The following is a 24333-nucleotide window of genomic DNA, read 5'->3' as shown; positions in this document are numbered from 1 at the left end:
AGGCCTGCCACCGGGCGGCCGGGGTGCTCGCGCCGCCCGCACGCATCATCAGATCCGTGGACCAGCAGAGGGAGACCTACCGTCATGACAGACGACGAGGTGGGAATGTCCGCCCGCGACTTGGAGGAAAGGCAACTGCTCAAGGAGCTGGAATCCATCCACCGCACGCGGCACGAGACCCTGCTGCACGGGTCCGACGACGCGCTGGCAACCCATACGAAGCGGATGCGGGAGCTGGAAGAGGAGTACCTGCGCCGGCAGCCGCAGCGCGCCCAAAGTCCCGGCCGCACCCGCTCGGGCGCCCGGGCCCGCACCGGCGACGAAGAGACAGAGGGCTGAGGCGTCCAGCCGGCGCGCCTTCCCCGACCCGCTGTCGCCCGTCACCGACTCGACGACACCGGGAATACGCAGATCAGCGCGTACGTCACCCAAGGGACACGCCGAGCGGGGTTCGCCGCATGAACGGCAATGACCGCATCTGGCCCCTGCCCGTCAATGGCGGGGCCCAACGCGTCCGCCGGGTCGGGCCCGATCGGCGCAAGCGGAGCCACCCGACACACCCATACACGCCCTGAAGGGGGACACGCCCGCACGGACTGCCTAGGCTGTCGGCCCGTCCCGCCTTCGCCGTCGGGGGCGGGGCGAAGCTGCGTTGTGGTCGAACGATGGCGTCCGACGACCCGGAGGTGCCCCGGCCGTGACTCCCGACGCACGCGTCACTGTGGTCGTCATCACCCACAACCGGCGTGTCCAACTCCTGCACACGCTCGACCGGCTGGCCGCGCTTCCCGAGGCGCCACCCGTCATCGTCGTCGACAACGCCTCGACGGACGGCACCCCCGGTGCCGTGGCCGAGCACCACCCGCGTGCCACCGTCCTCACACCGGGCCGCAACCTCGGCGCACCGGGCCGCACCCTCGGCGTACGCCGTGCCACCACGCCCTACGTTGCCTTCAGCGACGACGACTCCTGGTGGGAACCGGGGTCGCTGCGACGGGCCGCTGACGTCTTGGACCGGCACGAACGGCTGGGTTTGCTCGCGGCGGGCGTCCACGTCGGCCCGCGGGGCGAACCCGATCCGTTGAACGGCAGGCTCGCCGCCTCCCCCCTGGGACTCGCGGCCGACCTGCCCGGGCCTCAGGTGCTCGGCTTCCTGGCCTGCGCCGCCGTCGCCCGGCGGGATGCCTTCCTCCAGGCGGGCGGCTACCACCCGATCCTGTTCCTGGGCGGGGAGGAGACCCTGCTCGCCTACGATCTGGCCGCGCACGGTTGGGGCGTCTGCCACTGCCCCGACGTCGTCGCCGTCCACTGCCCGACCGGTGGGGCGAGGCCGGGGCGCCCCGCCGTACAGCGCCGCAACGCCGCGCTGACGGCCTGGCTGCGCCGGCCACTGCCGGTCGCCCTGCGGCATACCCGCGAACTCGTGCTGGCGTCCCGGTGGGACCCGGAGGCCCGCACCGCGCTGCACGGGATGGTCCGGCGGCTGCCGGCCGCACTGCGCGAGCGGCGACCGCTCCCGGCCGCGGTCGAGGCCGCCGCCCGATGCCTGGACCGGGCGGGAACCCGGCCGTGACAGCCCCCTCGCCGCATGCCGGCCACGAGTCCGGGTAGCCGCCCAGAGTGCATGGCGACCACCATCCGACGCAGATGCCGGCGATCGGATCGCTCGACGAACTGGCCGATCTCATCGACCGGCGGCCAGGGCTGTACGTTCGCTGGTCGATGGGGCCGGAAGTCGACCTCCCCGCCCCTGTCAGCCGGGACGAACTGACGGGCATCCCCCTGCCCGGGCTGTCCGCGAACCCGCTCGACGTGGAAACCTGGTGGGGTGAGCGACCACTTCGGGTGTGGGCCGCGCGCCGCCTCTACGACTACGCCCACCTCCCACGGGTGAAGGACCCGCGCGTTCGCCCCTGGTTGCTCCAGGGCACGGAGAACGGACGTGGCCCGGACAACGAGCCGCTCGTCACCGACGTCCGGCCGATCGGGTGGGTCGACCCGGCGGTGATCGAGGAATCCACGGAGGAGATCACGCGGCAGCACGGCCGGTGGGGCCCCTTGGACCGCAGCCCGCGCAGCGGGAACCGGGCGTAGCGCACGGCCGGCGGTGGGGAAGGGCGCAACGGCACGGAATCACCAGTGCCGAGGGCGGGCGGCCGCGGTTACGCGGTTGCGGGAGAGGCCCATTCTCGCGGAGGTCTTCCAGCGCACGGACTCTTCGTGCGCGTGCAGCCGGGCCGTCACCTCCGCGACCACGTCGAGGTCGCCGGCACGGAAGGCGTCATGCACCTGCGCGCGTTCGGTGCAGCACGAAGGCGGGGACGAGCCAGCACCCGGCCGCACCACCTCGCGTCTCCCCTCCCCCAAGCGCCGTCGCCGTGGATGTTGCGCGGACCGGCCCTCACGGGACGGGGTCACCGGGCCTGGTCTTCCTTCTTCTCCACTTGCGGCGCTTCCGCTGGGGCGAGGCTGCCATGCCGACCGTCGTTCACCCCCTACGACGGCGACTTCTCAGTCGGACGGCTTGGAGCGGGCCGCCGCCTTCGTCTGCCTGGATGCGGTGTTCTGCCGGATCTCTTCAGTCGCGGCACGGAACGCGGGCGCGGCACGAGCGAAGTAGTCGAACAGCACGGCTTGCTCTGCGGGCGTGTAGCTGTTGATCACGTCCGCAATGTGACGGCGGGCGGGTCCGACCACCTCCTCGATGCGTTCCAGCGAGTCCGGGACGGGTTCGACGATCACGCGGCGGCGGTCTTTGGCATCGGCGGCTCGACGGACGTATCCGGAGCGTTCAAGGCGGTCGATGAGGCGGGTGGTCGCGCCGGTGCTGAGCCCGGTGCGCAGGGCGAGCTCACCGGAGGACAGGGCTCCCTCCAGGGTGATGAGGCTGAGGGCGTACCACTCCGAGGTGTGCAGACCTGCCGCCCCTGCACTGGCGAGGCCCTGGAGACCCACCGCATCCAGGTACTGCCGGAAAACGGTGCGCGCATCCGGGCGATCGGGTGTTGCCATCGTGGGGAAACCCTCCTACATTCATATATCTGCACAGATGCAGATACTGCTTCTGTGCAGCATCTGCCTTAGTCTAGTCAACCGGAGGGGTTGTGTCATGCCGACGTCCGATTCAGATACGAGCAGCTTCCGTCCCGCAGCCACCACGGAGCACGCCGCGGTTCGAGCCGTCCTGACCCGACTCGTCGGCGCCTGGGAGCGCCACGACGCGGAGGCGTACGGCGCGCTCTTCACCGAAGACGCGTCGTACACCACGTACATCGGCACCGTTTACCAAGGACGACGCGACATCGTGGAGAGCCACCGCACGCTCTTCGCCGGCTTCCTCAAGGGCACACGGCTGGCCGACGAGATGGTCAGCACCCGTTTCCACGGCCCCGGCCTGGCCGTCGTCACCGGTCGAGGCGACACGTACAAAGGAAAACGGCCGAAGAAGCTCGGCAAGGTCCAGACATACGTCCTCGTCCGCGAGGGCGACGGGCAGTGGCGCATCACCGCCTTCCACAACACCAAGCGCCAGCCGGTCAGGGAGAGGGCCTCCTTCCTCCTCTCCCCCGGCACGGTCCCGCAGTCCGAGAGATGAGCGCGCAAAGCGCACGGGCGACACCGCGCGCAGGGGATCCTCCCGTTCTTGGGCCGCAGGTCCCGAGGCCGGCGGGCGCTGGGCGCCGCGGGTCACGGCGCCCAGACGCAAAGGCGCTGGCGCCTGCGGTGGGGACGTGAGAAGTGCTCGGGAACCCTGTCGGCGCGCACGCACGCCGCGTCCCGCCACTCGGCGCAACCGCCACGGGTTCTAGCGGTGCGGCGGCGCGGCCTTCGCACCGCGCGCGAGGGCGTCCCGGGCCAGCGCCGCCCCCGCAGCGCGGGCAGCTGCCGCGGAGTCCCGCAGGGCGCGGCGCAGCAGTCGCGTGGGTCCGCCACCCGCTCCCTCCCGGCCGGCCGGGGCGTGAAATGGTCCCGGATCGCGCGGACCACCTGGGCGGCAGCCGCCTTCGGTGGCCTACGGCCAGGGAATCCGCGACCGGCCGCGCGTGTCCGAACTGCCGCGAGTTCATGACGGAACGGTCACGCGCCGCCACATCAGCCGGGCGGCTTCGTTGGACGCGGCATGGAGCAGAAAACCGTTTCGCCCCCGGCCTGGACCGGCTTTCCCCCGCCGGAGTGGAGGCTCCGGCACGTGTCCGATGTGCCGATCTACGATGCGCTCGAACACCAGTGGCTGGCCGAAGGCCGCGAAGTGCCCCGCTGCCGGGGCCTGGCATCCGGTAGCCAGCACAGCATGCACACCGACGACCTGTTCCACCGCGCGTGATCCCGAACCGCAGCAGCCGGTGGGACGCGGACGATCAGGACGGCAAAGGTCACCGGCGCCGCCGGCCCGTTCGGCGCCGAGGTCGCTGGCGGATGACTTCCCCGCCCGATCGGGGCGGCGGAGGGTCCACTGCCGGTCCGGCTCCCCGTCACGGCGGCCGGACCGGCGCAGACGGCGCGCTCCCGTACCGGCGCACGGCACGGGGCCGCGCGGCCGGCATGCGTACCGAGCGCACGGCGCGGCGTTCCGTCAGTCGACGGAGAGGGCCTCCAGGAGGTCACCGACCTGGGGATCGGGCAGGGCGCGGGCGACGTCGGCCTGGGCGACGATGCCGACCAGGCGGTGGCCGTCGATAACAGGCAGGCGCCGTACCTGGTGCTCGGCCATGGTGCGCAGGATCTCGGCGGCGTCGTCGTCGGCGCCGATGGTGACCGCTTCGCCTTGGGCGAGCTCTCCGGCCTTGCACTGGGCGGGGTCCTTGCCCGCTCCCAGCACCTTCACGACGATGTCGCGATCGGTGAGCATGCCCTTGAGCTTGTCGTCGGTGCCGCAGATCGGCAGTGCTCCGACGCCCATCTGCGTCATCTTCTTGGCGGCCTCAAGGACCGTTTCCTCGGCGCCGATGCACTCGGCGCCCTCCGTCATGATCTCGCGAGCCGTGGTCATCCGGCCGCTCCTTTCCGTAGGTGTCATCGGTGGCAGCACTCTTGGACGCGGGAAAGCGGTGGGCGCCACCGCGCGGTCACCCTCCGCGGCCGCTCGGACTCAGGTGTGCAGGCGGCCGTTGCTGCCGTCGTGGCTGTCGGCGTGGTCGTCGTCGAACCAGTAGTCGCCCGCGGCGAGGTAACGGAAGGAGTGCACGCTCCTGCCGGGCAGCGCCACGGTGACCGCCCGTGTCCCGTCCTCGCGCGGCGCCAGGGTGTGGGTGCCGGGCTGCCAGTCGTTGAAGTCCCCCACCACGCTGACCGGGCCGGGAGGACTATCGGCGGGCAGGACGAACGTGACGTGGGTGCGGTCCTTGAGCTGTTTGCGTTCCAGCACGGAAACTCCTGGCGGCCGGGGCTGATCGTCCGCGGGCCATCTTCCAGCCGTCGGTACCCCGACGGACGCCCGGACACGCCGAGGAATGCCTCCTTCACCGTCCGGCGCCGGTTTCACCGTCCGGCGCTGGGCCGAAGTGCGCAGGCGCTGCCGAATGCCCCTGCGCGTGTCAGCGTGGAGGCAAGGCCTACGACTTCCAGGAGCCACCTCATGGGCGGTACGCAGGACAGGCAGCCCTCGTCCGGCAGGGGACCCGGCGGGGCAGAGCCGGCATCGCAGATCCCTGCTGGGCAGGATCCGGTCCATCCCGGGGAACCCGCCGGCAGACGAGGTACGGACCCGGAGGCGCTGCGCCGCCGTGCGGGGGGCGTGCCGGACGAGGAGGACCACCTGGACGGCTACGAAGAGCAGTAGGTCCAACGGCACGGCCCGCGCACGCCCGGGCCGCGGCTGACGTCCGGGGGACGAGTCCGCCGGACGCAGCGCGGCAGACCGGTGTGGGGCGGGCGGCCATACACGCAACGGCGCCGGAGCCGGGCGAGCCCCCACCGCAGGACGACCGGGACGGTTTCCCCCGTGAGAGGGCCCAGGGGAACTCGGCCGTGTCGAAGCGAGCTGACGGCTGACGGTCGTCCGCCCGGCCCGGAGACGTTATGGGGCGGACGATGCGGGTAGCCGCCATGGGGAGAGGGATCGCAAAGAGGATCGCGGACGCCGCAGGTCCCAGGAGGTTGCCGATCATGGTCACACACGCGATGACGTCTGTGCGCGGCGGTGCCTCGTGATCGCCCGGGCCGCGAACGTGGGACAACGCCATGAGACCTGCGACGAACGGGCCGACCGCCTCTGGTTGGAACTCATGCAGGAAGTGCGCGTGGTCCTGACCGCCGTTCAGCTGCTCTTGGCCTTCCTCCTCGCGATGGCGTTCACGCCCGCGTACGGGCAGCTGAACCGCACTGACCGACTGGTCTACCTGGTGTGCGTGCTGTGCGGGGCCGGTGCGATGGTCGCGCTGACGGGCCCCGTGGCCCTGCACCGGCTCGTCACCGGGCTGAGGCTCAAGCCCGAGACGGTCGCCTGGGCAGCACGCCTCGTCGCAGTCGGCATGACCCTGCTCCTGGCCATGACCTCCCTCGGCCTCCTGGTGGTGCTCCGCCAGATCACCAGCCCCGCCACCGCCCTGGCGCTGGACGCCGGCCTGGCTCTGTGGTGCGCCGTGTGCTGGCTCGTCCCCGCCCTCCTGCTGCACCGCCGCCGAGGCGGCAGGCGCCCCGGCCGGTCCACCGCCGCCACCTCCCTGCGGGCCGCCGGCGCGCACCGGATGCAGTCCGCCCGGTCGTGCCTCGAGCGAGCCGAGTTGGAAGAGGCCGGGCACGAAGCACCGGTCGTCTGACCGTCCGCCGTGCGCGTGCCGCGGGGCTGTGACGTGCGCTGCCGCGACCATGCGTCCGCCCCGTTCGTCCTTCCTGTTCCGGTGGCCGTGTCTGAGAAATGACCGCCCTGTCCCTGAATCGGACGTCTGATCCGGGGAAGCGGCAAAGGGCGGAAACCGCACAAAAGCAAGAAAGAGACGCACTGATCAGCGAAGGAGACCACCATGGCCGAGGTCAGCCCCATCGATGTGCAGAAGGCCCTCAAGGGTGCCCAGTACCCCGCCAGCGCTGACGACCTCGCCTCGCTGGCCAAGAGCAACGGAGCAGAAGACACCGTTGTCGAGAAGCTCCAGAGCTCCGGCACCAAGCGGTACGACGGCCCGGACGACGTGCAGAAGGCCGTATTCGGCAGCGGCTCTTGACCGTGCGTTCCCTCCCATTGGCCGGCGCCTGGGAGGCCGCGCAACAGCAGAAGTAGACCAAAATCAAACGCAGTTGACGCCGGAGGTCGAACATGTCCAATCCCCAGCAGCCCGAAGCCCGACGTAGCGGCCGGGGAGGGGCCACACCGCAGGAGAGCGGGGAAATGAAGGCCGAGGAGGCCCGGCCACAGAAGGGACGGCCACACGGAACGGACAAGGGCCACAAGGGTGGCGGCAAAGGCGGCGCCGTCCCTCCCGAACAACGGCCCGACCACCCGTAAGCGGAACTCTGCGCGCCCCGGCCGAGGCCGGGGCGCGCAGAGCTGCCCCGGGGGCCGTTGGGTCTGCGGTGCCGGCCGCCCCGAGGCCCCCGGGCAACGGTGTAGCCCTTGAGGCTTTCCGCAGCCGGGTCACGTACAGAGCTGTGTGACTGCAGGTGGGCAGGTGCAGCGTTGTCCGCACCGTAGTCGACGTCGACGACGCCGGTGGAACGGTCGGGGGCGGGAGACGCAGCCGGTGGCCGCCAGGGCCGTAGCCAGGAGTCGAGGGCTGGTCGTGGTAGCCGCCGCCGGCGTTGCAGTCGGCGGCTCCGCCGTCACCGGCGGAGCCAAGCACGGTGACGCGCCGAAGCACTGCGAGATCACATCGCCGATGCCGCGCTCGATCAGAGCCTTCCCGGCGTCCATCATGTCCGGCAGGCCGGTGGCGGCTTCGGTCTCCGCCGCGGCCGTCGCGACCACGATCTTCGCGACCGGCGCCACCGCATGCGCCATCTCCACTCCGAGGACCGTCTCACCGGCCCAGCCCCGACATGTCGGCGTTCTTCGGGTCCGATGCCGGGACGTTGCCCCACTTGACCATCTGCGCCTTGGTGCCGGGACTCCCGAGCTGCTTGCTGTAGACGCCCAGTACGCCCCGCGGTACTGCAGCGGGGTGTAGCAGGCGACCCTCCACATGGTCCGGCACTACTCCATGGACAGCGGGCTGCCCACGGCGCGCACCAACTGGTGTTGTCCCGCAACGGCCGGGCGGGCCGTGGTGCGCGGAATCGTGGTGTGCGCGGAATCGGTCAGGGTCGCGCTCAGCGGGGCGGCCGCCAGAGCGGTGAGTAAAAAGAGCCCGGCGGCAGCGGCCGTTGCGGCTGAGACAGGCCACGTACGACGGACTCGATGCATTGCGGACTCTTCGGCGTGGCGCCGCTCGGCGCGGTTCCTGCGATCAAACCGGCCAAGTCGCTCGCCCCGCAAGGCTGTTTAACGCTTGATGCCGAACGCTTTACCTGAATGCGCAGTACGGCGCCACCATCCGCGCGCCGGCAGTTCCGGCCGGGGCATCCGGAGCAGGCGCCTGCCCCCATAGGCCTGGTAGCCCGGCACGCCGGCCGACACCAACCCGATGTGTCCGCTCAGCGGACTCCGAACATTGGAATTCGGACTCGATTCGGCTGATTCATGACGCGCTCCTGACAAAGATCGACAGCACTGGCACTCTCTCCCCATCCCCAGCGCGGACCAGCTCCGCACGCTCTGCCCGGCCGGCCTCATCGCAGCCGTCCGGTAACCCCCCACACCCACAAGGAGTCCAGTGAAGTCCACGGCTCGTCGTCATGCCACCGCCACCGGCGCCCTGCTCGCCGCAGCCGCCCTGCTCACCGTAGGCGTCCAGGCAGGCAGCGCCAGCGCGCAGCCCGACGGATCCGCGAACGCCGCCGCCCCCAAGGGCCAGCCGGTACGCAACCCGGGCGCGCTGCCCGCACAGCTCTCCCCGTCCCAGCGCGCCGAGCTCATAGCCAAGGCCCAGAGCACCACGGCCGCCACGGCCAAGGAGCTCGGCCTCGGCTCCCAGGAGAAGCTGCTCGTCCACGATGTGGTCAAGGACCAGGACGGTACCACCCACACCCGGTACGAGCGCACTTACGAAGGACTCCCGGTTCTCGGCGGCGACTTGGTCGTCAGCCGTTCGACGGACGACCGGACGCGGAGCGTGAGCAAGGCCTCCGCCGCTCAGCTGCAGGGGATCTCCACGACTGCCCCGGCCGACGCTCCGGCGGCCGCCTCCACACAGGCCCTGGACGCCGCGAAGGCCGTGGGTTCCAAGGCCGCCAAGGCCGACGCCGCGCCGCGCAAGGTCGTGTGGATGGCGAAGGGCGTGCCGACCCTCGCCTACGAGACCGTCGTCGGCGGGCTCCAGGACGACGGCACACCCAACCAGCTCCACGTCATCACCGATGCCAAGACCGGTGCGAAGCTCCACCAGTGGCAGGGCATCGAGACCGGTGTCGGCAACACCCACTACAGCGGCCAGGTCACCCTCGGCACCTCGCAGTCGGGTTCGAGCTTCACGCTGAACGACACGGGCCGCGGCAGCCACAAGACGTACAACCTGAACCACGGTACGTCCGGCACCGGCTCGCTCTTCGCCCAGTCCACCGACACGTGGGGCACCGGCGCCAACTCCAACGCCGCCACCGCGGGAGCCGACGCCGCCTACGGCGCCGGGGTCACCTGGGACTTCTACAAGAACGTCCTCGGCCGCTCCGGCATCCGCGGCGACGGCGTCGCCGCCTACTCCCGGGTCCACTACGGAAACGCGTACGTCAACGCGTTCTGGGACGACGGCTGCTTCTGCATGACGTACGGCGACGGAACGGCCAACAACGACCCGCTGACCTCGCTGGACGTCGCCGGCCACGAGATGACGCACGGCGTCACCGCCGCCACCGCCGGCCTCAACTACAGCGACGAGTCGGGTGGCCTGAACGAGGCGACCTCCGACATCATGGGCACCTCGGTCGAGTTCTACGCCAACAACCCCAGCGCGCCGGGCAACTACCTCATCGGCGAGCAGATCAACATCAACGGCGACGGCACCCCGCTGCGCTACATGGACAAGCCGAGCAAGGACGGCGGCTCCGCGGACAGCTGGTACTCCGGCGTCGGCGGCCTCGACGTCCACTACTCCTCGGGACCGGCGAACCACTGGTTCTACCTCGCCTCCGAGGGCTCGGGCGCCAAGACGATCAACGGTGTCAGCTACAACTCGCCGACCGCCGACGGGCTGCCCGTCACCGGCATCGGCCGGGACAAGGCCCAGCTCATCTGGTACAAGGCGCTCACCAGCAAGTTCAACTCCAGCACCGACTACAAGGGGGCCCGCGACGGCACGGTCGCCGCAGCCACCGAGCTGTACGGGGCCGGCAGCCCCGAGGTCAACAACATCATCGACGCCTGGGCCGCCGTCAACGTGGGTGCCCGCTCGAACGGCGGCACTCCCACCCCGGGCAAGGTCTTCGAAAGCACTGCCCGGGTTGCCATCCCGGACTCCCCGGGCCCGGCGGTCACCTCTTCGGTGAGCGTCACCGGAATCACCGGCAACGCGCCGAGCACCCTGAAGGTCGGCGTGAAGATCACCCACACCTACATCGGTGACCTCCAGATCGACCTCGTGGCCCCCAACGGGACCTCGTACCGTCTGCAGAACTCCTCCTCGGACTCCACGGCGAACCTCGACAAGACGTACACCGTCAACGCTTCGGCTGTGGCTGCCAACGGCACTTGGAAGCTGAAGGTCCAGGACAAGGGCGCCGCGGACGTCGGCACGATCACGGACTTCAAGCTCACCTTCTGAGCAGCCGACTTCTCATGAACCACAGGTGCCCGGAGCCTCCAAGGCTCCGGGCACGTTCGTTTGCGGCGGCCGTCAGGGCCGGGTCAACGGGATCGGCACTTCCCGGACGCCGCAGGGCATGACCGGCCTGAGCTGGATTGCGTCGACGGGTCGTACCGGACGTACGGGGACGGGTTCAGCCGGTGCTTGCGCGCCGGCGTCGGCGCAGGACGGCGGCCCCGCCCGCAAGGGCGAGTGCGGCGCTGGAACCGCTGGCAAGGAGCAGGGTGGAGGACGGGCCTTCGTCCGCCTTGCGTTGGGTGCCGTAGCCGCTGGAGTAGCCGTTGGTGTCGTACTCCGAGCCGGGCAGCTTGTCGGCGTAGCGGGCATTGACCAGTTTCTGGTAGGCGCTGAGCGACAGCGACGCCTGACCTCCCAGGCCTTGCCGGGCTTCGTCGTTGAGCGGCTCGACGGTGGTGAGCTTGAGCTGGTACCAGCCGCGGATCTGCGGCTCCGTGAAGACCAGCGTGCCCAGGGTGGCCTTGCCCGCGTATGTGGCGTCGCTGTCGCCGTCGCGGATGGCGGCCAGGTGCCAGCCGCCGCCCTGGGTGGGGGCGAGCATGACGGTTGCGTTGCGGCCGTTGACGGTGGTGCTCAGCGAGGAGACCAGCTGCGTCAGCTTGATCGCCTCGGTGGGCAGTGGCTTGGCGGTGCCGGCGACGAACCCGGGGGTGATCTCGTTCCGTGCCACCGGGTCCTTGATGGTGAAGGACGGAAGACCCTGGCACGGTTCGGGCGTTTCGGGGATCGTCTGCACCGGCTCGCCGGCGCCGCCTGCCGGCACCGGGGCGCGCAGGAAGCGGCAGACGGTGTTCCGGACGTCGGTGGACTTCACTGCGTCGAGAGCGGCCTGGTAGTCGGGGATGTCGGCAGGGAGAGGATCCCTGGCCGGGGCCGCGTGGGCCGGACCGACGACGGACAGCAGCGCGGATGCACTGACTGCGATGACGATGGACAGGCGGGAGAAGCGGGAGCCCGCCCGCTTGCCGGACATTTCGGTGTCGCGCATATCGCCTGCCTTAGCGGGAGATGCCGATACGGGAGTGGGTCCACTTGGACGAGCTGTTGCTCACGTAGTCGTTGTAGTTCCACCACGTGTACGTGGTCGTGTCCGGCCACGGGTCGGCGACGGCGATCGTGCTGTTCGCAGTGTCGAAGCCGTAGACCACGTTCATGTGACCGCCACCGGACGTCCACCCGATGCGGGCACCGATCGGCCGGGCCGCTTTGACGTCGGTGTACACCTGGTTGAACGTGGCCGCGCTGCTCAGGCCCGAGCCGGTGTGGGCCATGCCGAGGCTGCTCCAGCCCCTGGCCATGTCGTCGAGCGTGGCGGGCTGGTTGTTGCAGCCGTAGTAGGGCTGGGCCCGGTTGCAGAAGTCCGTCTGTGTGGAGCCGAAGCCCTGGAACTTGGCAATGGTCAGCCCGGAGGCGACCCAGCACCACTGGGTCTTCTCCTGTTTCAGCATGCTGATGGTGTCCTGACCCGCTTCCGCGTGAGCCGTTCCCCCCGCGGCCGCGAGCGATCCCAAGACCGCCAGCACGATGGCCGACGACGCGGTTCCGTACCTGAATTTGCCCATGTTCTGCCTTCCCCTGGACGGGTGCAACGAGATGAGCGGGGCAACCTGGCACGAATATGACAGCGCAGCATGTCGAAGTCATAGGGGCCTTGCACCAATGCAACCCCTACTGATTACTTTCCGTCTAATCGTGTAGTCAAAAGGCTGTTTCGTTTGGGGCAGGCGTTACCCGAGGGATGAGGCACCGGCGGAACCTCACCCCTCCGAGCCACGCTGTTCCAGCTGACGATGAATGTCCAGCAGGTGGTGGCGCAGCTCGTGCAGAGTGTGTACGGCGACCCAGCGCAGAGACCGCTCCTTCCGCTCGGGATAGGTGTAGATCAGTGCGCGCTCCCAATCGGCGGGCGCGAGCCGGTCGAGGACGTTCGCGAACAGCAGGGCCGCGTCGTGGAGTTGTCGGGCGACATCGACGGGCTCTTGGTGGGCGTATCCGTCGTACTCGACCCGCTCGTCGCGTCCCATGGGCTCGGCAACCGGCGTATCACAACGTCGAGCCGCCAGTACTCGTTCCCGCTGGACGAGCAGCACATCGCGCATATGGCAGGCGTACTCAAGAGGCGTCCACACGTGCGGGGCCGAGCGCCGCAACAGCGCCCGCGGCTCGGCTCGCAGCAGGTCCGCGTACGCATCCGCAGTCGTCCTGACGAGCGCCGACATCGAGGGAACCAGCGCCAGGTCGTACGCGAAGCCGCATTCCGCACAAGTCGTCACGCAACCACGTTAACAAGCGGGTGCGTGCGGGCACGATGAAACCCCTCATCCCAGTTGGCTGGGCGTCGCGCGTCATGCACGCCGCCGGATCCCCGAGCGGAGGCATCGGGGCCGGCCGGCCGGGACACGGGGCCCGGTACGGCCGCGGTGTTAGGGTCGCCGCCATGGCAAACCGTTCTTATCTCTACTCTGCCGATTCGCTGCCGACGGAGGACGAGAACCCCAAGGCGATCCGGTGCATATCCGAACACAACTGGGCGATCCCGCTCGCCCACAAGCTCATGGCCGGGTATGACGCGACGATCGTCCCCTCCATGATCTGGAATCCGCGGATCGGTATCGCCGCGGACTACGACAGAGGTGCCGCCTTGCTCCGCGACCTCCTGAAAGCGGTCGGACAGGGGCTCGAGGACGACGACTTCGCCAAGTGCGTGGACAAGACCACCGCCCACCTGGAGAGGCAACGGGCGAGGTACTTCATCCTGGAGACCGGGGAGATGGTCTCCATCACGGACGAGGATCCGGTGGCGGGCGTTCAGCGCCTGGTCTCCGCCGACATCCCCGCCGCCGTCGCCCACGCCGAGGCGGCGATCGCCGGTCAGAACGACGACTGGCTCGCCTCGGTCCGCGCCGATTGGCAGGAACACTTCGCGTCCTTCTACGGCGACGCGCTCTACTTCTCCTTCCCCGATTAGCAGACGGTTCCGGACCCCGAAGTCGACGGCGGTGACGCATCGGCAGGTCACCGCCGTCGACTTCGGCAGGCCGTGCCCCGAATCGGACCACCTGGCGTTTCGCCACCTCACGTCTACCGACGCGGGGTGGGGAACGGCAGGGAGAACCAGACGGCCTTCCCCTCGGCCGTCGGCAACGTGCCCCAGGCCTCGGCCAGGGAGTCGACGAGGAGCAGGCCCCGGCCGGATTCCGCGTCGAGGGACGCGAACCGCGCCTGGGGCAGTACGGGGCTGCCGTCGCAGACCTCAACGCTCAGTTCACGGCCTGCTTGGCGCAGTCTGAGGCGGACCGGGCCACAGCTGTGGTTCACCGCGTTGGAGAGGAGTTCGGAGGCGAGCAGGCACGCGATATCGCACAGCTGGTCGTCGGCGCTGCCCCAGGAGGCGAGGGTGGAGCGCAGGAAGCGGCGGCCTTCGCCGACGCTGTTCGGCTGGGCGGGGAGCACCACGGTTCGTGAGGTCACCGGGGAGTCCGGGACGCGTACGAGGAGCAGGGTGACGTCATCCGCGTTCTCGTCCGCGTCCGGCAGCATCTCCTCGAGGAGGGAGTCGGCGACCGTTTCGAGGCCGTCGGCCTTCCTGTACGCCTTCTCGAATGCCGCGGCGAGAGCATCGAGTTGGACCTCGATGTCGCTTCCCGGTGTCTCCACCAGCCCGTCGGTGTAGAGGGCGAGCACCGAGCCCGGTTCCACGGTGTGGCGGCTCTCGTGGTGCGGGACCTCGCCGACGCCGAGCGGCACGCTGACGTCCACGGCGAGCCGGCTCACGTTGCCGTCCGGTGCGGCCAGCAGCACCGGCAGGTGTCCGGCCGAGCACACGGTCAGTTCGGCGGCGTCCGCGTCGACCACCAGGTAGCAGCAGGTCACGAACTGGTCCGGCAGTTCGCTGACCACCGCGTCGAGGGCGCGCATCAGTTGCCAGGGTGGCATTCCGGTTTTTGCCAGTGCGTGTGACGCGGAACGGAGCTGGCCCATGACGGCCGCGGCCTCCAGCCCGCGCCCCATCACATCGCCGATCATGACGCCTACCCGGCCGCCGCCCAGGGGGATGAGGTCGAACCAGTCACCCCCGACGCCCGCGCCCTGCCGGGCCGGGAAGTACCGGCTCGCCGTCGGCATGCCCGGCACCTGCGCGGGCGAGCCCATGAGGCTGCGCTGCAGGGTGAGCGCCACATGGCGCTGTTCTTCGTAGAGTTCGGCGAGCTTCTCCTCGGCCGCCTTGCGCTCACTGACGTCGCGGATGGCGGCCGAGACCAGGGTTCCGTTCGGGGTCTCCAGGGGGCTGAGGCTGATCTCGACGGGGAACTCACGCCCGTCGCGGCAGAGGCCGTGCAGTTCCAGACCGGCGCCCATCGGTCTGACCCTGCGATTGATGAAGTAGCCCTGCCGGAAGTCGGAATGGTGCCCCCGGAACCTTTCCGGTACGAGCACCTCGACGGGCCGCCCCAGGAGGTCCGCCCTGGTGTGGCCGAAGAGCGCCTCGGTCTGGGCGTTGACGAGCTGGATCGTCCCGCGGTCATCGACGATCACCATCGCGTCCGGCGCCGCCTCGAGGAGGGCCCGGAACCGTTCGTCGGCTGCCCTGCGCTCGCTCACGTCACGCACGGCTGCCGAAATGAGCAGGCCGTCAGCGGTCTGCAACGGGCTGAGGCTGATTTCCACGGGGAACTCACGGCCGTCCCGGCGCAGTCCGTACAGCTCCAGTCCCGCCCCCATGGGCCGTACCTGGCGACTGGCCGCGTAACCGAGCCGATGTCGTGGATGTTGCCCCCGGAACCGCTCGGGCACCAGGACGTCGATGGACCGGCCCAGCAGTTCCTCTCGGGGATAGCCGAACAGGGCTTCCGTCTGCGCGTTCACCAGGCGGATCACACCCGCGTCGTCCACGATCACCATCGCGTCGGGCGCCGCCTCCAGAAGGGCGCGGAAGGGTTCCTCGGTCGTCGTCGTCATCTCGCGCCTCGCACTCGCCGAATACCACCGCTGCCCACATCCGACCATGCAGTCACGCGCCCTCCCGGAGGTTGACCGGAATACGCCCACAAGTGACCGGGTACGACCACGACTATGGCGCGAGGGCACATCGACCGCGACCGGCCGGCTCCGCTGCAGGGTTGGTGGAGCGGACGGTGCGCGGGAGCGGGGCCGGCGGTCGGGGCGGGGCAGGACCAGTCGCCCCCTCGGCCAGGCCTTCCAGGAGGAACCGGCTCCGGGAAGGTGCACGGATGGAACACCTTGCCGAGTGATCCGGTGATGAGCAGCGGGGCAGCCCGCGCTGCGGCGCGGGTCTGCTCTGCTCGGAGCTCCACTGCCGGTTTGCGCCGCCGTCGGAGTCCCGTACCTGCCCGGCGGTGCCGTTGGCACCCAGTCGCCCTTGTCCGCGGAGCGAGCGACCGACACGCCGCTATCCGGCGGTCGCGGTGCCGCCCTTCGCGGTCAGTACGCCCGCGCCGGCCGTCTTGGTGAGCTTGGCGGGCAGACCGCTCGCCGGTTCCAGGCCCGCGTTCAGCTTCGGCGTCCAGTTCACGGCCGTTGTGATCTTCTTGCCGGAGTGCTCTGCGTTGTACGCGCCGACGAGGTCGGTCAGGGTGCCGTTGACCAGGTTGCCGCTGCCCGCCACCGCACCGGTGCCGTCTCCGCTGAGCAGTTGCGAGGACTTCCGGCCGCCGGAAAGATGCCAGTAATTGTTCTGGGCGACGACCTGGGCGCCGGCCCGCGAGTTGATGCTGTAACTGTGGGCGTAGCCGTTCACCGGCTCCGTGTCGTAGTAGTTGTCGTACAGGTGGACCTGCCCGACCCGGGCGAGCGGGGCGCGCTGGACGATCCCCTGGAAGACGTTGTGATGGAGGGTCACCCGCAGTTTGGTGTCCTTGTCACTGCTGCCGATGAGCATGGTCTTGTCATGGTTGGTGAACCGGTTGTACTCGACGGTCACGAGGTCGGAGGCGTTGGTGATGTCCAGGGCTCCGTCGTGGACCTGGTACTCGCGGCCGAAGTAGGACGGGTTCGACCCGTCGTAGTGCGGGCCGTCGCCGAACGTGTTGTGGTCGGCCCAGACGTGGGTGGAGCGGCGCACTGAGACCGCGTCGTACTGGGAGTTCCAGTTGCCCGTGGAACCGTCCGTCGGATCCCACTGGGGAAAGCAGTCACGGGTGTCACTGAAGGTGAGATTGCGGATGATGACGTTGTCCGCGTTACTCACCTGGAGGCTGCCGCCGACGATCGCCGCGCCGGAGCCGGGCACGCCGACGATCGTGGTCTTGGAGGGAACCCTCAGGACGACGCGCGCGGCTTGCCGCGCTTGTGCGGCGGCACGCGCCGACTCCTGTGCGCCGGAGGGCAGCTTGGAGCGCCCCCAAGTGGCCGGATCGTAGGCCTTGAGGTACGAGTTCAGCGAGTAGCCCGTGCCGGCTGCGTAGTCGGCGCAGTCGAGGGGCTCGCCGGAATCGTCGGTGTTCATGTTGATCGCCCCCTTGATCTGGATGATCTTCGGGGTGCTCTCAGGGCCGGCCTTGAGGGCTCTGGCCAGCTCGGCGCGGGTCGAGACGGCGGATGTGTGCGCCGCGTCGGCGGCGCGTCCGCCAGTGGTGCCCGAGCCGGCGGCAGCCCATCCGTCATTGGCGGGCAGCACCGCGTGCGCGAGGTCGACCGTGGCGGCGCCCGCGCGCACGGTCAGCGGCACGGCCGCGAGACCGGCGGCCACGAGGGAGGCGGCGCCGACCAGGGCCAGACGTTTGCGGGCGGGCGAGCGGCGGTGCGATGAAGCGGACACGTGATGTCGTTCCTTCGGTGAGTCGGACTGTCGGTCCTTCAGTTGCCGCCGCTACCGCTTAGGTTGCCGCCACTCGCCCCCGGCGCGGGACCCCGTCGACTTCGTGGGGGACGATCCCGGGAGCTGCGGGGTGTCCACGGGCGCTGGCTCTGCTGCCGTGGTGGTCATGGCGGACGCCGGGGTGGAGGAGCCGGACGCAGCCGGGGGCGTCGTTGATGAGACCGCAGGTCGTGCGCACGCCCGGGCACGCGGCAACCTTTTTGCCGGCGGTGGCGACTGGACGGCGTACCTCCACCAGCGATCCCTCCCAGGACAGTGAGCAATGGAAACCACTCAGCACAAGGCACGGCACCGCAGGCACGGACTCGGCCTTGCACTCGGCATCCCGTTGGCAACGGCCGCCGCTGTGGGCGTCGCGTATGGCGGGGCGTTCGGGGAGGAAGCCCGACCGACGGCCGCGGCGGCCACCACCGCCCCGGCATGGGCCCGTGAGAGTGCGGACGGCTTCGCCTCAGTCGACGCACTGGGGCAACACGGCACCTACGGCGGCCGGGACGGTGCGCTCGTCACCGTGAAGTCCCTCGTGGACCTGGAGAAGTACGCGACCGCCTCGAAGCCGTACGTCATCGTCGTGGCCGCGACGATCACCATGACCCCCAAGGGCAGGGAGATCAAGGTCGCCTCGAACAAGACCATCGTGGGCGCAGGCACCTCGGGGCAGATCGTCGGCGGAGGGTTCTACCTCGGACAGGGCGTACACAACGTGATCATCAGGAACCTGACGATCCGTGATTCGTACGCCGGCACGTGGAACGACAAGGACCACGACTGGGACGCCATCCAGATGGACGGCGCCCACCACGTGTGGATCGACCACGACGATCTGCGGAACATGGCGGACGGACTGATCGACAGCCGCAAGGACACCACGTACCTGACGGTGTCCTGGAACCGGCTGAAGAACGACAACAAAGCCTTCGGCATCGGCTGGACCGACCGCGTCACCGCCGACATCACGATCCACCACAACTGGTTCCACGAGACCGAGCAGCGCAATCCGTCCACCGACAATGCGGCGCACGCCCACCTGTACAACAACTTCCTGCAGGACGACCCGGACTCGTCCATCAGCTCCTCCTACGGCAACTACGCCCGCGGCCGGACGAAGATGGTGCTGGAGAACAGCTACTTCGACGGGTTCGGCAACCCGGTCACCAAGGACAGCACGGCCGCCCTCGTCCAACGCGGCAACGTCTTCGTGAACACCACCGGCCGGAACGAGAGCGGCGGCACCGCCTTCGACCCCCATACGTACTACCGCTACACCCTCGACCCGGCCACCGAGGTCCCCGCGAAGGTGAAGTCCGGTGCCGGCCCCCGGCCGGCCATCGGCACGGTGGCCGCTGCCGCTCCGGCCACGACCACCCTCACCGTGGCCAAGGACGGCTCCGGCCGGTACAAGACCGTCCAGGCCGCCGTCGACGCCGTACCGGCGAACAACGCCTCACGGGTCGTCATTTCCCTCAAGCCCGGCACCTACCGCGAAACGGTCAGGATCCCGTCGGACAAACCGCACGTCACCCTCCAGGGGACCGGCGGCAGCCGCAAGGACACGGTCATCGTCTACGGCAACGCCTCCGGGACCCCGAAACCGGGCGGCTCCGGAACCTACGGCACCTCCGGCAGCGCCACGGTCGCGGTCGAAGCCGACGACTTCCAGGCCCACGACCTCACCGTCTCCAACGACTTCGACGAAAAGTCCAACCGCAATGTCAGCGCACAGGCCGTCGCACTGCGCACCGCCGCGGACAAGGTCCTCCTCGACGGCGTGATCATCACGGGCGACCAGGACACCCTTGAGCTGGACACCGCCGCCCGTACGAAGCCCGGCCGGGTCTACGTCACGAACTCCTACGTAGCCGGTACCGTCGACTTCATCTTCGGCAGCGCCTCTGCCGTGATGGACCATTCGGTGATCACTCTCAATAAGCGCTGGGACGGAACCTCGGGAGGCTGCGTCACGGCGCCCAGCACCCCTGCCGGCCGCAAGGGATTCCTGATCACCAAGAGCACGTTCGCCGGTGATGTGGCTGCCGGGAGTTTCGCTCTCGGCCGACCGTGGCACGCAGGCGGCGACGCGGCGCTCGACCCGCAGACCATCGTGCGCGACTCCACGCTCGGCAGCGGCATCGGCTCCGCTCCGTGGTCCGACATGGGCGGCTTCTCCTGGAAGGACGACCGCTTCGCGGAGTACGGGAACACCGGCCCGGGCGCGGGCCCGGCGAGCAGCAACCGCCCGCAACTGCACGACATCCAGGCCGCCGGCCAGGAGGTCGGCGGATGGCTGGGCGACTGGACCCCCGTCCCCTCCTGGGGTCCGACTCCGAACTGACCCGGCCGCGGTCAGCGGTGATGCGCGGTGGCGCCCGGGATGGGGGCCGGGGCCGGCCGCGAGCAGCGGCGTTCGGTCCTACTCGCCTCCCGGGTCGGTCCGGGCGAAATCACCCCATACCGCGGCCTTGCCGGCAAGGGTGGTGGCCTCGGCGCGGTAGCTGTCGTCCTTGGCGTCGCGTCCGCCGGTGGCGTGGTCGTACTGACCGGCGAAGACGTGCCGGCCGGCCGGGACCGTCTTCCCGGGCTTGAGGGTCCACCGGTAGACGAGGAAGCGGCCCTCCTCGCGGACGGAGACGTCGAAGTCGGCGGCGGGGCGGGTCAGCCAGCTGCCGGTGGTCTTCACCCCTCCTCCCAGGGCGATCCGCAGTTCGACCGTGAGCGCCGAAAGCGCGCTGCGCGTCTTGAGGGTGACGTTGCTCTGCGCCCAGTAGGCGTTGCTGTGGGGGTCGACGGAGCCGTCGGCCCACAGCGGACCGTCAGAGGTGCGGGCGCCGGCTGTGGGTGGCGTCGGGCGTGGGCCGGTCGACGCCGAACCGGAACCGGACGGGCCGCCGGTGGCGGGCCCTGTGGGGGTCCGGCTGGGCTCGGGCTCGGCAGGGGAGGACGGCGGCGCGGCGGAGGGCGTCCCGGCCGGGGAGGGCGGTGCGGGGGCGGGGGTGCCTGAGTCGGTGGCGATCGAGGTCTGCGTCGGATCGGGGGCGCGGACGACGGCTACCACCGCGAAGCCGCCCACCGCCAGAGCGCCGGTGGTGGCGAGGGTCGCGAGGACGACCTTCGGCCAGGACAGGGCCCCGCCACGCTCGCGGTGGGGCAGGCGGCCGGGTCGCTGCGGACGGGCCGTGCCGCGCTCCACCCGGGCCAGCATGCGGGCCCGGTCGGGCCGGTGGGCTTCGGCGCTCTGGCGCAGCAGGTGGCGAAGTTCGTCCGTCATCGGTTCCTGCTCCCCACCAGTTCGCCTGCGGCCCCGGCACCGAGCAGCCGCTGCAGTTCCGCCGTTCCCTTGGAGGTCTGGCTCTTCACCGTACCCACTGATATGCCGAGCACTTGCGCGGTTTCCTTCTCCGACAGGTCGAACGCGTATCGCAGGACGACGCAGGCGCGCTTGCGGAACGGCAGCCGGTCCAGTGCGGCTCGGACGTCCATGACGGCGGCCACGTCCGGCCCGTCCGTACCCTCCGGGCGGTGCGACCAGAACAGTAGTACGCGCCGTCTCTCGCGCACGATGCTCCGGATCCGGCTGCGGGCGAGGTTGGCGACGACCCCGCGGGCGTAGGCGGCCGGGGAGTCGGCGCGGCGGACCCGGTCCCAGCGGTGCCAGAGCGCGACCATCGCGTCGGCGGCGAGGTCGTCGGCGGCGTCCGCCTCGCCGGTCAGCAGGTAGGCGAGGCGGGAGAGCTGGGCGTGGTGGCGTTCGAAGAAGTCGTGGAAGTCATCGGACGCCTCATCGGTGGTCATGGCCTCGGTGCGGCCTCTCGGTGCGACGGGGGGCGTTTCCGGGCCGGTGCGGGAGCGTAGCAGCCCGTTCGGCGGTCGTTCGGCGGCCTCGGCCGGCCGGGGGCGGTTCTGCGTGGTCGTCCCCATCAGAGCGCCGGTTTCCCGCCATCGGTCCCGGCCAGGTAGGCGCGGGCGGTGTGGGTGGTCGCCCGGGACGCTGTCAGCCGGGGGTGGTTCCCTCCCCCACCGGCGCCGGGGCCGGGGCCGGCATCGACGTGCTCGGCGGTCCGGGTGCCGGGACGGGCGGCGGCCACAATGGCCGCCGTGAAGAGGGCGGCCCTTTGACGACCGGCGGCGCGGCGGCGGGTAGAAGCGGGGGACATGCGCGGTCGCTCCTAGGGGTGAGGTGCACTGTTCCCCCCTCAGTTGCCGCCGCCTGCGGAAAGGTTGCCGCTGATCACGGAATTCTTCGCCAGCACCTCGTTACGCCCCCGACCGTGGTGGCCGGGCAATGACCCCGGGCGCGCGAAGCACCACAGGGCGGAGGAGGCATGGGGATGCTCCGGTGAACCGTGACGCCGGGCAGCCAGCACAACGGAGCGCCCGCCTGGGACGGCGGGCGCCCTGCACAGCGACTTCCGCCCGGAAGGGTCAGGCGGCGCGGACGATGTTCTCCGCCTGCGGGCCCTTCTGCCCCTGGGTGACGTCAAAAGTCACGGTCTCGCCCTCTTGCAGCTCCCGGTAGCCGTTCCCGGCGATGTTGGAGTAGTGGGCGAAGACGTCCGGGCCGCCTCCGTCCTGAGCGATGAACCCGAAACCCTTTTCGGAGTTGAACCACTTCACCGTGCCACGCGCCATGATCGTTCCCTTGTACAGCCCATCCGACGATCCGAGGATCGTCCCGGCCTCCGGGTGGAAGCCCGTTCGCCTCCCTACCCTCCCGTACCCCGTCCCACACCCGCGGTCGGCGCGGGCCGGCCGGATCCCCGTGCCCGGCAGGAGCCGGCCCTGTCAGATCCCCCGCCTAGGCTGTCCGCAGAGATTCGATCAAGGAGCAGGGCAGTGCGAATAGAGCGTCACCAGGTGGCCGGTCCCGTCGTGTCGGCAGCACGCGAGGACTTCACGAACCGCATCGGGGGTCAGGTGCGTTCCATGTCGCGGGCCGGCCGGATGGCCACCTACGAATGGCAGTCGATCGCCGACGAGTTCCTCGACTACCTCGGCGCCCTCTCCGTCGAGACACCTGACCTCGACACCTCGGAGGCCAAGGCTGCCCTCAAGGACGCCTCCGAGGCCGCGGCCGGCGCGGTCGCCTACGCGGCGTACCACCCGCACTGCAGCTTCCAGGTCTTCCTGGACTACGTGAACTTCGGCATGAGTTACGACCCGGGCGAGGATGCCCCCGAGGAGAGCGTCACGCCCGGGGAGTGGATCGACGCGCTCTGCCTGGCGGTCCTCAGGGACAGAGCAACGTGGCACGGTGAGGCCTTCCACTTCGCCCGCGACAAGTTCGCCGCGCGGGCGCAGGGAACGCCTGCCGGCGAGCTCGCCACCGGCTTGATGGCCGTGGTCCTGGACGACACCGGCGACGACGAGGAGTACCCGCCGAGCGCGCAGGCCAAGCTCGCCGCCATTGACGCGGCATGGGACCGCATCCGCATCCGGGCCGGGGAGACGGGCGAGCCCTTCCCGGACCGGCCGGACAGCGTAGCGCTGCACACGCTGCGCGCCCTGGCCGCCGGGGACCGGGAGGCCTTCGATGCCGCGCTGGCCGACCTTCTGGGCAGGCACGCCACCCTGCACGGCCCCGCGGCCTCCCCACGCACCCTTCTCCCGCTTGTCCCCATGGCCCTCGCCGCGCTCGCGTACCGGACCTTGGGCTGGGCGCCCGCCGTCCGCACCGACTACCTCCCGCACGCGCTGATCACAGGCTTCGAGAGCCGGGGCCCGCGGGTCGCGGGGTTCGGCCGGGACCGGCGGCCGGACGCGGTGGCCGCGCTCGCCGCAGGCCCGCTGGTGGTGGAGCGGCCGGCCGTCCACTGGACGGTGGCCCCGCGAACCGAGGCCGTCTACGAGGAACACGCCCGGGAGGCGTTCACCCCCGTCGACGGAGAAACCCTCGCTGTCCGGCGGCTCGACAGCGTCATGAGCGACCAGGAGCGCCTCTTCAAGTGGCGCGCGGGGAACGCCGGCGATGTCACGGACGCCCAGCTCGCGAACCTCCGGCCGGCCTCCCAGATGGGGGCGGCCCTGTTCCGCATCGCACTGGCGGAGCCGGGCACCGAGGTTGAGGTGACCATCGACGGCCGCACCCTGCGCTACCCGGCCCAGCGGGACGCGCAGGCCGGAGCCGGCAACTGGCAGAAGGCCACTGCCCTCGCCCTCATCACCGGCGTACCCGAGGACCTCGCCCCCCTGGTCCTCACCGGCCCCACCTTCGCCTGCCCGGACGGCTCCGCCTTCGCCGCGTACCGCGAAGCCCTGCACGCCTACCTGAAGGGCACCGATCCCGAACCGGCTGCGCAGCGGGCCTTGCAGCAGGCCGAGAAGGCAAAGGACTGGGGCTTCGCCATGCCGCCGGCCGTGCTGCTGTCGCAGCTCGTGGAGGGCGACGAGGAGAGCTTCAACCTGGCCCTGGCCGACGCGCTCGAAGCCCACCGCGACTACTACCAGGTCGCCGACCGCGCAGACGATCCGGATGCTTCCGTCAACCTCGACGTCCTCGCTCTGGCCTGCCACGCCCGCCGCCGTGGCTGGGCCATCCGCGTCGAATCCCCCTACCTTCCCCAGGGGCTCCTGCGGGCCGCTGAACCCTTCTAGGGGCGGCCCGCAGCCGCAACAACCCTGCTGGGGTTTCGGCTGCAAGTCGACAACGGTCCG

Annotated in this window: 25 protein-coding genes; 11 read left to right on the top strand and 14 right to left on the bottom strand. The window is 70.3% G+C overall.

The features are described from left to right. Positions 1–84: 84 nt before the first annotated feature. The 3 genes from ACWGH1_RS12070 (at position 85) to ACWGH1_RS12060 (ending at position 2094) form a co-directional block, all read left to right on the top strand. Positions 85–339: a DUF6158 family protein gene (locus tag ACWGH1_RS12070; protein WP_453351716.1), complete on the top strand. Its 255-nt coding sequence runs from the start codon at positions 85–87 to the stop codon at positions 337–339. Between the two features lie 358 nt (positions 340–697). Continuing rightward, entirely contained in the window at positions 698–1573 is an 876-nt protein-coding gene (locus ACWGH1_RS12065) for a glycosyltransferase family 2 protein (protein WP_453351717.1), read from the top strand. A gap of 74 nt (positions 1574–1647) precedes the next feature. Next, positions 1648–2094 carry a DUF6098 family protein gene (locus ACWGH1_RS12060; RefSeq protein WP_453351718.1) on the top strand — a complete coding sequence of 149 codons (447 nt, stop codon included), beginning with the start codon at positions 1648–1650 and terminating at the stop codon, positions 2092–2094. Between the two features lie 39 nt (positions 2095–2133). On the opposite strand, the gene ACWGH1_RS12055 is transcribed toward ACWGH1_RS12060, so the two are convergent. Both ACWGH1_RS12055 and ACWGH1_RS12050 read right to left on the bottom strand, forming a co-directional pair. Then, positions 2134–2289, bottom strand: coding sequence for a hypothetical protein (locus tag ACWGH1_RS12055; RefSeq protein WP_453351719.1), 156 nt, complete (start codon positions 2287–2289; stop codon positions 2134–2136). A 222-nt stretch (positions 2290–2511) separates the two neighbouring features. Next, positions 2512–3012 carry a MarR family winged helix-turn-helix transcriptional regulator gene (locus ACWGH1_RS12050; protein ID WP_453351720.1) on the bottom strand — a complete coding sequence of 167 codons (501 nt, stop codon included), beginning with the start codon at positions 3010–3012 and terminating at the stop codon, positions 2512–2514. Positions 3013–3109: 97 nt separating this feature from the next. On the opposite strand from ACWGH1_RS12050, the gene ACWGH1_RS12045 reads away from it, so the two are divergent. Both ACWGH1_RS12045 and ACWGH1_RS12040 read left to right on the top strand, forming a co-directional pair. Further along, entirely contained in the window at positions 3110–3595 is a 486-nt protein-coding gene (locus tag ACWGH1_RS12045; protein ID WP_453351721.1) for an SgcJ/EcaC family oxidoreductase, read from the top strand. 525 nt (positions 3596–4120) lie between these two features. Further along, the gene (locus tag ACWGH1_RS12040; protein WP_453408657.1) at positions 4121–4324 is read left to right on the top strand and encodes a hypothetical protein; all 204 of its coding nucleotides are present in this window, start codon (positions 4121–4123) and stop codon (positions 4322–4324) included. Between the two features lie 249 nt (positions 4325–4573). On the opposite strand, the gene ACWGH1_RS12035 is transcribed toward ACWGH1_RS12040, so the two are convergent. Continuing rightward, entirely contained in the window at positions 4574–4990 is a 417-nt protein-coding gene (locus ACWGH1_RS12035; protein ID WP_453351723.1) for a CBS domain-containing protein, read from the bottom strand. Between the two features lie 99 nt (positions 4991–5089). Continuing rightward, positions 5090–5365 (bottom strand): isoamylase early set domain-containing protein, encoded by a 276-nt coding sequence (locus tag ACWGH1_RS12030; RefSeq protein ID WP_453351724.1) that lies wholly within the window; start codon positions 5363–5365, stop codon positions 5090–5092. A gap of 781 nt (positions 5366–6146) precedes the next feature. Here ACWGH1_RS12030 and ACWGH1_RS12025 point away from each other — a divergent pair. Further along, positions 6147–6758 (top strand): DUF6328 family protein, encoded by a 612-nt coding sequence (locus ACWGH1_RS12025; protein ID WP_453408656.1) that lies wholly within the window; start codon positions 6147–6149, stop codon positions 6756–6758. A 204-nt stretch (positions 6759–6962) separates the two neighbouring features. Then, positions 6963–7160: a DUF2795 domain-containing protein gene (locus tag ACWGH1_RS12020; protein ID WP_453351727.1), complete on the top strand. Its 198-nt coding sequence runs from the start codon at positions 6963–6965 to the stop codon at positions 7158–7160. Between the two features lie 792 nt (positions 7161–7952). On the opposite strand, the gene ACWGH1_RS12015 is transcribed toward ACWGH1_RS12020, so the two are convergent. Continuing rightward, positions 7953–8126, bottom strand: coding sequence for a hypothetical protein (locus ACWGH1_RS12015; protein WP_453357464.1), 174 nt, complete (start codon positions 8124–8126; stop codon positions 7953–7955). Between the two features lie 618 nt (positions 8127–8744). Between ACWGH1_RS12015 and ACWGH1_RS12010 the strand changes: the two genes are divergently transcribed. Then, positions 8745–10787 (top strand): M4 family metallopeptidase, encoded by a 2043-nt coding sequence (locus tag ACWGH1_RS12010; protein WP_453408655.1) that lies wholly within the window; start codon positions 8745–8747, stop codon positions 10785–10787. A gap of 175 nt (positions 10788–10962) precedes the next feature. Here the strand turns inward: ACWGH1_RS12010 and ACWGH1_RS12005 are convergent, their stop codons facing one another. The 3 genes from ACWGH1_RS12005 to ACWGH1_RS11995 all read right to left on the bottom strand — a co-directional run bounded on the left by ACWGH1_RS12005 (position 10963) and on the right by ACWGH1_RS11995 (position 13120). Next, on the bottom strand, positions 10963–11835 hold the full coding sequence (locus ACWGH1_RS12005; protein WP_453353471.1) for a hypothetical protein: 873 nt from the start codon (positions 11833–11835) through the stop codon (positions 10963–10965). Between the two features lie 10 nt (positions 11836–11845). Further along, the gene (locus tag ACWGH1_RS12000; RefSeq protein WP_390383998.1) at positions 11846–12295 is read right to left on the bottom strand and encodes a papain-like cysteine protease family protein; all 450 of its coding nucleotides are present in this window, start codon (positions 12293–12295) and stop codon (positions 11846–11848) included. A 309-nt stretch (positions 12296–12604) separates the two neighbouring features. After that, the gene (locus ACWGH1_RS11995; RefSeq protein WP_453353470.1) at positions 12605–13120 is read right to left on the bottom strand and encodes a DinB family protein; all 516 of its coding nucleotides are present in this window, start codon (positions 13118–13120) and stop codon (positions 12605–12607) included. Positions 13121–13284: 164 nt separating this feature from the next. Here ACWGH1_RS11995 and ACWGH1_RS11990 point away from each other — a divergent pair, with 164 nt between their 5' ends. Beyond that, the gene (locus tag ACWGH1_RS11990) at positions 13285–13815 is read left to right on the top strand and encodes a DUF7822 domain-containing protein (RefSeq protein ID WP_453353469.1); all 531 of its coding nucleotides are present in this window, start codon (positions 13285–13287) and stop codon (positions 13813–13815) included. Positions 13816–13928: 113 nt separating this feature from the next. On the opposite strand, the gene ACWGH1_RS11985 is transcribed toward ACWGH1_RS11990, so the two are convergent. Together ACWGH1_RS11985 and ACWGH1_RS11980 are read right to left on the bottom strand one after the other, a co-directional pair. Next, positions 13929–15806, bottom strand: a complete 1878-nt coding sequence (locus ACWGH1_RS11985; protein WP_453353468.1) for a PAS domain S-box protein — start codon at positions 15804–15806, stop codon at positions 13929–13931. Positions 15807–16257: 451 nt separating this feature from the next. Then, positions 16258–17625, bottom strand: a complete 1368-nt coding sequence (locus ACWGH1_RS11980) for a pectate lyase family protein (RefSeq protein ID WP_453353467.1) — start codon at positions 17623–17625, stop codon at positions 16258–16260. A gap of 322 nt (positions 17626–17947) precedes the next feature. Here ACWGH1_RS11980 and ACWGH1_RS11975 point away from each other — a divergent pair, with 322 nt between their 5' ends. After that, entirely contained in the window at positions 17948–20017 is a 2070-nt protein-coding gene (locus tag ACWGH1_RS11975) for a pectinesterase family protein (protein WP_453353466.1), read from the top strand. 78 nt (positions 20018–20095) lie between these two features. Here the strand turns inward: ACWGH1_RS11975 and ACWGH1_RS11970 are convergent, their stop codons facing one another. The 4 genes from ACWGH1_RS11970 to ACWGH1_RS11955 all read right to left on the bottom strand — a co-directional run bounded on the left by ACWGH1_RS11970 (position 20096) and on the right by ACWGH1_RS11955 (position 22311). Further along, positions 20096–20950, bottom strand: a complete 855-nt coding sequence (locus ACWGH1_RS11970; protein WP_453353465.1) for a hypothetical protein — start codon at positions 20948–20950, stop codon at positions 20096–20098. Next, positions 20947–21474: a SigE family RNA polymerase sigma factor gene (locus ACWGH1_RS11965; RefSeq protein WP_453408654.1), complete on the bottom strand. Its 528-nt coding sequence runs from the start codon at positions 21472–21474 to the stop codon at positions 20947–20949. The genes ACWGH1_RS11970 and ACWGH1_RS11965 overlap by 4 nt, the downstream gene beginning before the upstream one ends. A gap of 125 nt (positions 21475–21599) precedes the next feature. Continuing rightward, positions 21600–21836 (bottom strand): hypothetical protein, encoded by a 237-nt coding sequence (locus ACWGH1_RS11960; RefSeq protein WP_453408653.1) that lies wholly within the window; start codon positions 21834–21836, stop codon positions 21600–21602. A 268-nt stretch (positions 21837–22104) separates the two neighbouring features. Further along, positions 22105–22311, bottom strand: a complete 207-nt coding sequence (locus ACWGH1_RS11955) for a cold-shock protein (protein ID WP_453357311.1) — start codon at positions 22309–22311, stop codon at positions 22105–22107. Positions 22312–22515: 204 nt separating this feature from the next. On the opposite strand from ACWGH1_RS11955, the gene ACWGH1_RS11950 reads away from it, so the two are divergent. Continuing rightward, positions 22516–24273 (top strand): immunity 49 family protein, encoded by a 1758-nt coding sequence (locus ACWGH1_RS11950; RefSeq protein ID WP_453357310.1) that lies wholly within the window; start codon positions 22516–22518, stop codon positions 24271–24273. The last annotated feature ends 60 nt before the right edge of the window (positions 24274–24333 follow it).

The organism is Streptomyces sp. NPDC054883, from assembly GCF_053610645.1.
Note: the sequence above shows the minus strand (reverse complement) of the source record. Positions and strands in the feature narration are given on the sequence as shown.

Bases quoted from the DNA above. Each gene is read 5' to 3' on its own strand.
- ACWGH1_RS12070 (WP_453351716.1), top strand. From the start codon at position 85: ATGACAGACGACGAGGTGGGAATGTCCGCCCGCGACTTGGAGGAAAGG.
- ACWGH1_RS12060 (WP_453351718.1), top strand. From the start codon at position 1,648: ATGCCGGCGATCGGATCGCTCGACGAACTGGCCGATCTCATCGACCGG.
- ACWGH1_RS12050 (WP_453351720.1), bottom strand. From the start codon at position 3,012: ATGGCAACACCCGATCGCCCGGATGCGCGCACCGTTTTCCGGCAGTAC.
- ACWGH1_RS12045 (WP_453351721.1), top strand. From the start codon at position 3,110: ATGCCGACGTCCGATTCAGATACGAGCAGCTTCCGTCCCGCAGCCACC.
- ACWGH1_RS12040 (WP_453408657.1), top strand. From the start codon at position 4,121: ATGGAGCAGAAAACCGTTTCGCCCCCGGCCTGGACCGGCTTTCCCCCG.
- ACWGH1_RS12035 (WP_453351723.1), bottom strand. From the start codon at position 4,990: ATGACCACGGCTCGCGAGATCATGACGGAGGGCGCCGAGTGCATCGGC.
- ACWGH1_RS12020 (WP_453351727.1), top strand. From the start codon at position 6,963: ATGGCCGAGGTCAGCCCCATCGATGTGCAGAAGGCCCTCAAGGGTGCC.
- ACWGH1_RS12005 (WP_453353471.1), bottom strand. From the start codon at position 11,835: ATGCGCGACACCGAAATGTCCGGCAAGCGGGCGGGCTCCCGCTTCTCC.
- ACWGH1_RS12000 (WP_390383998.1), bottom strand. From the start codon at position 12,295: ATGCTGAAACAGGAGAAGACCCAGTGGTGCTGGGTCGCCTCCGGGCTG.
- ACWGH1_RS11990 (WP_453353469.1), top strand. From the start codon at position 13,285: ATGGCAAACCGTTCTTATCTCTACTCTGCCGATTCGCTGCCGACGGAG.
- ACWGH1_RS11985 (WP_453353468.1), bottom strand. From the start codon at position 15,806: ATGACGACGACGACCGAGGAACCCTTCCGCGCCCTTCTGGAGGCGGCG.
- ACWGH1_RS11975 (WP_453353466.1), top strand. From the start codon at position 17,948: ATGGAAACCACTCAGCACAAGGCACGGCACCGCAGGCACGGACTCGGC.
- ACWGH1_RS11970 (WP_453353465.1), bottom strand. From the start codon at position 20,950: ATGACGGACGAACTTCGCCACCTGCTGCGCCAGAGCGCCGAAGCCCAC.
- ACWGH1_RS11965 (WP_453408654.1), bottom strand. From the start codon at position 21,474: ATGACCACCGATGAGGCGTCCGATGACTTCCACGACTTCTTCGAACGC.
- ACWGH1_RS11960 (WP_453408653.1), bottom strand. From the start codon at position 21,836: ATGTCCCCCGCTTCTACCCGCCGCCGCGCCGCCGGTCGTCAAAGGGCC.
- ACWGH1_RS11955 (WP_453357311.1), bottom strand. From the start codon at position 22,311: ATGGCGCGTGGCACGGTGAAGTGGTTCAACTCCGAAAAGGGTTTCGGG.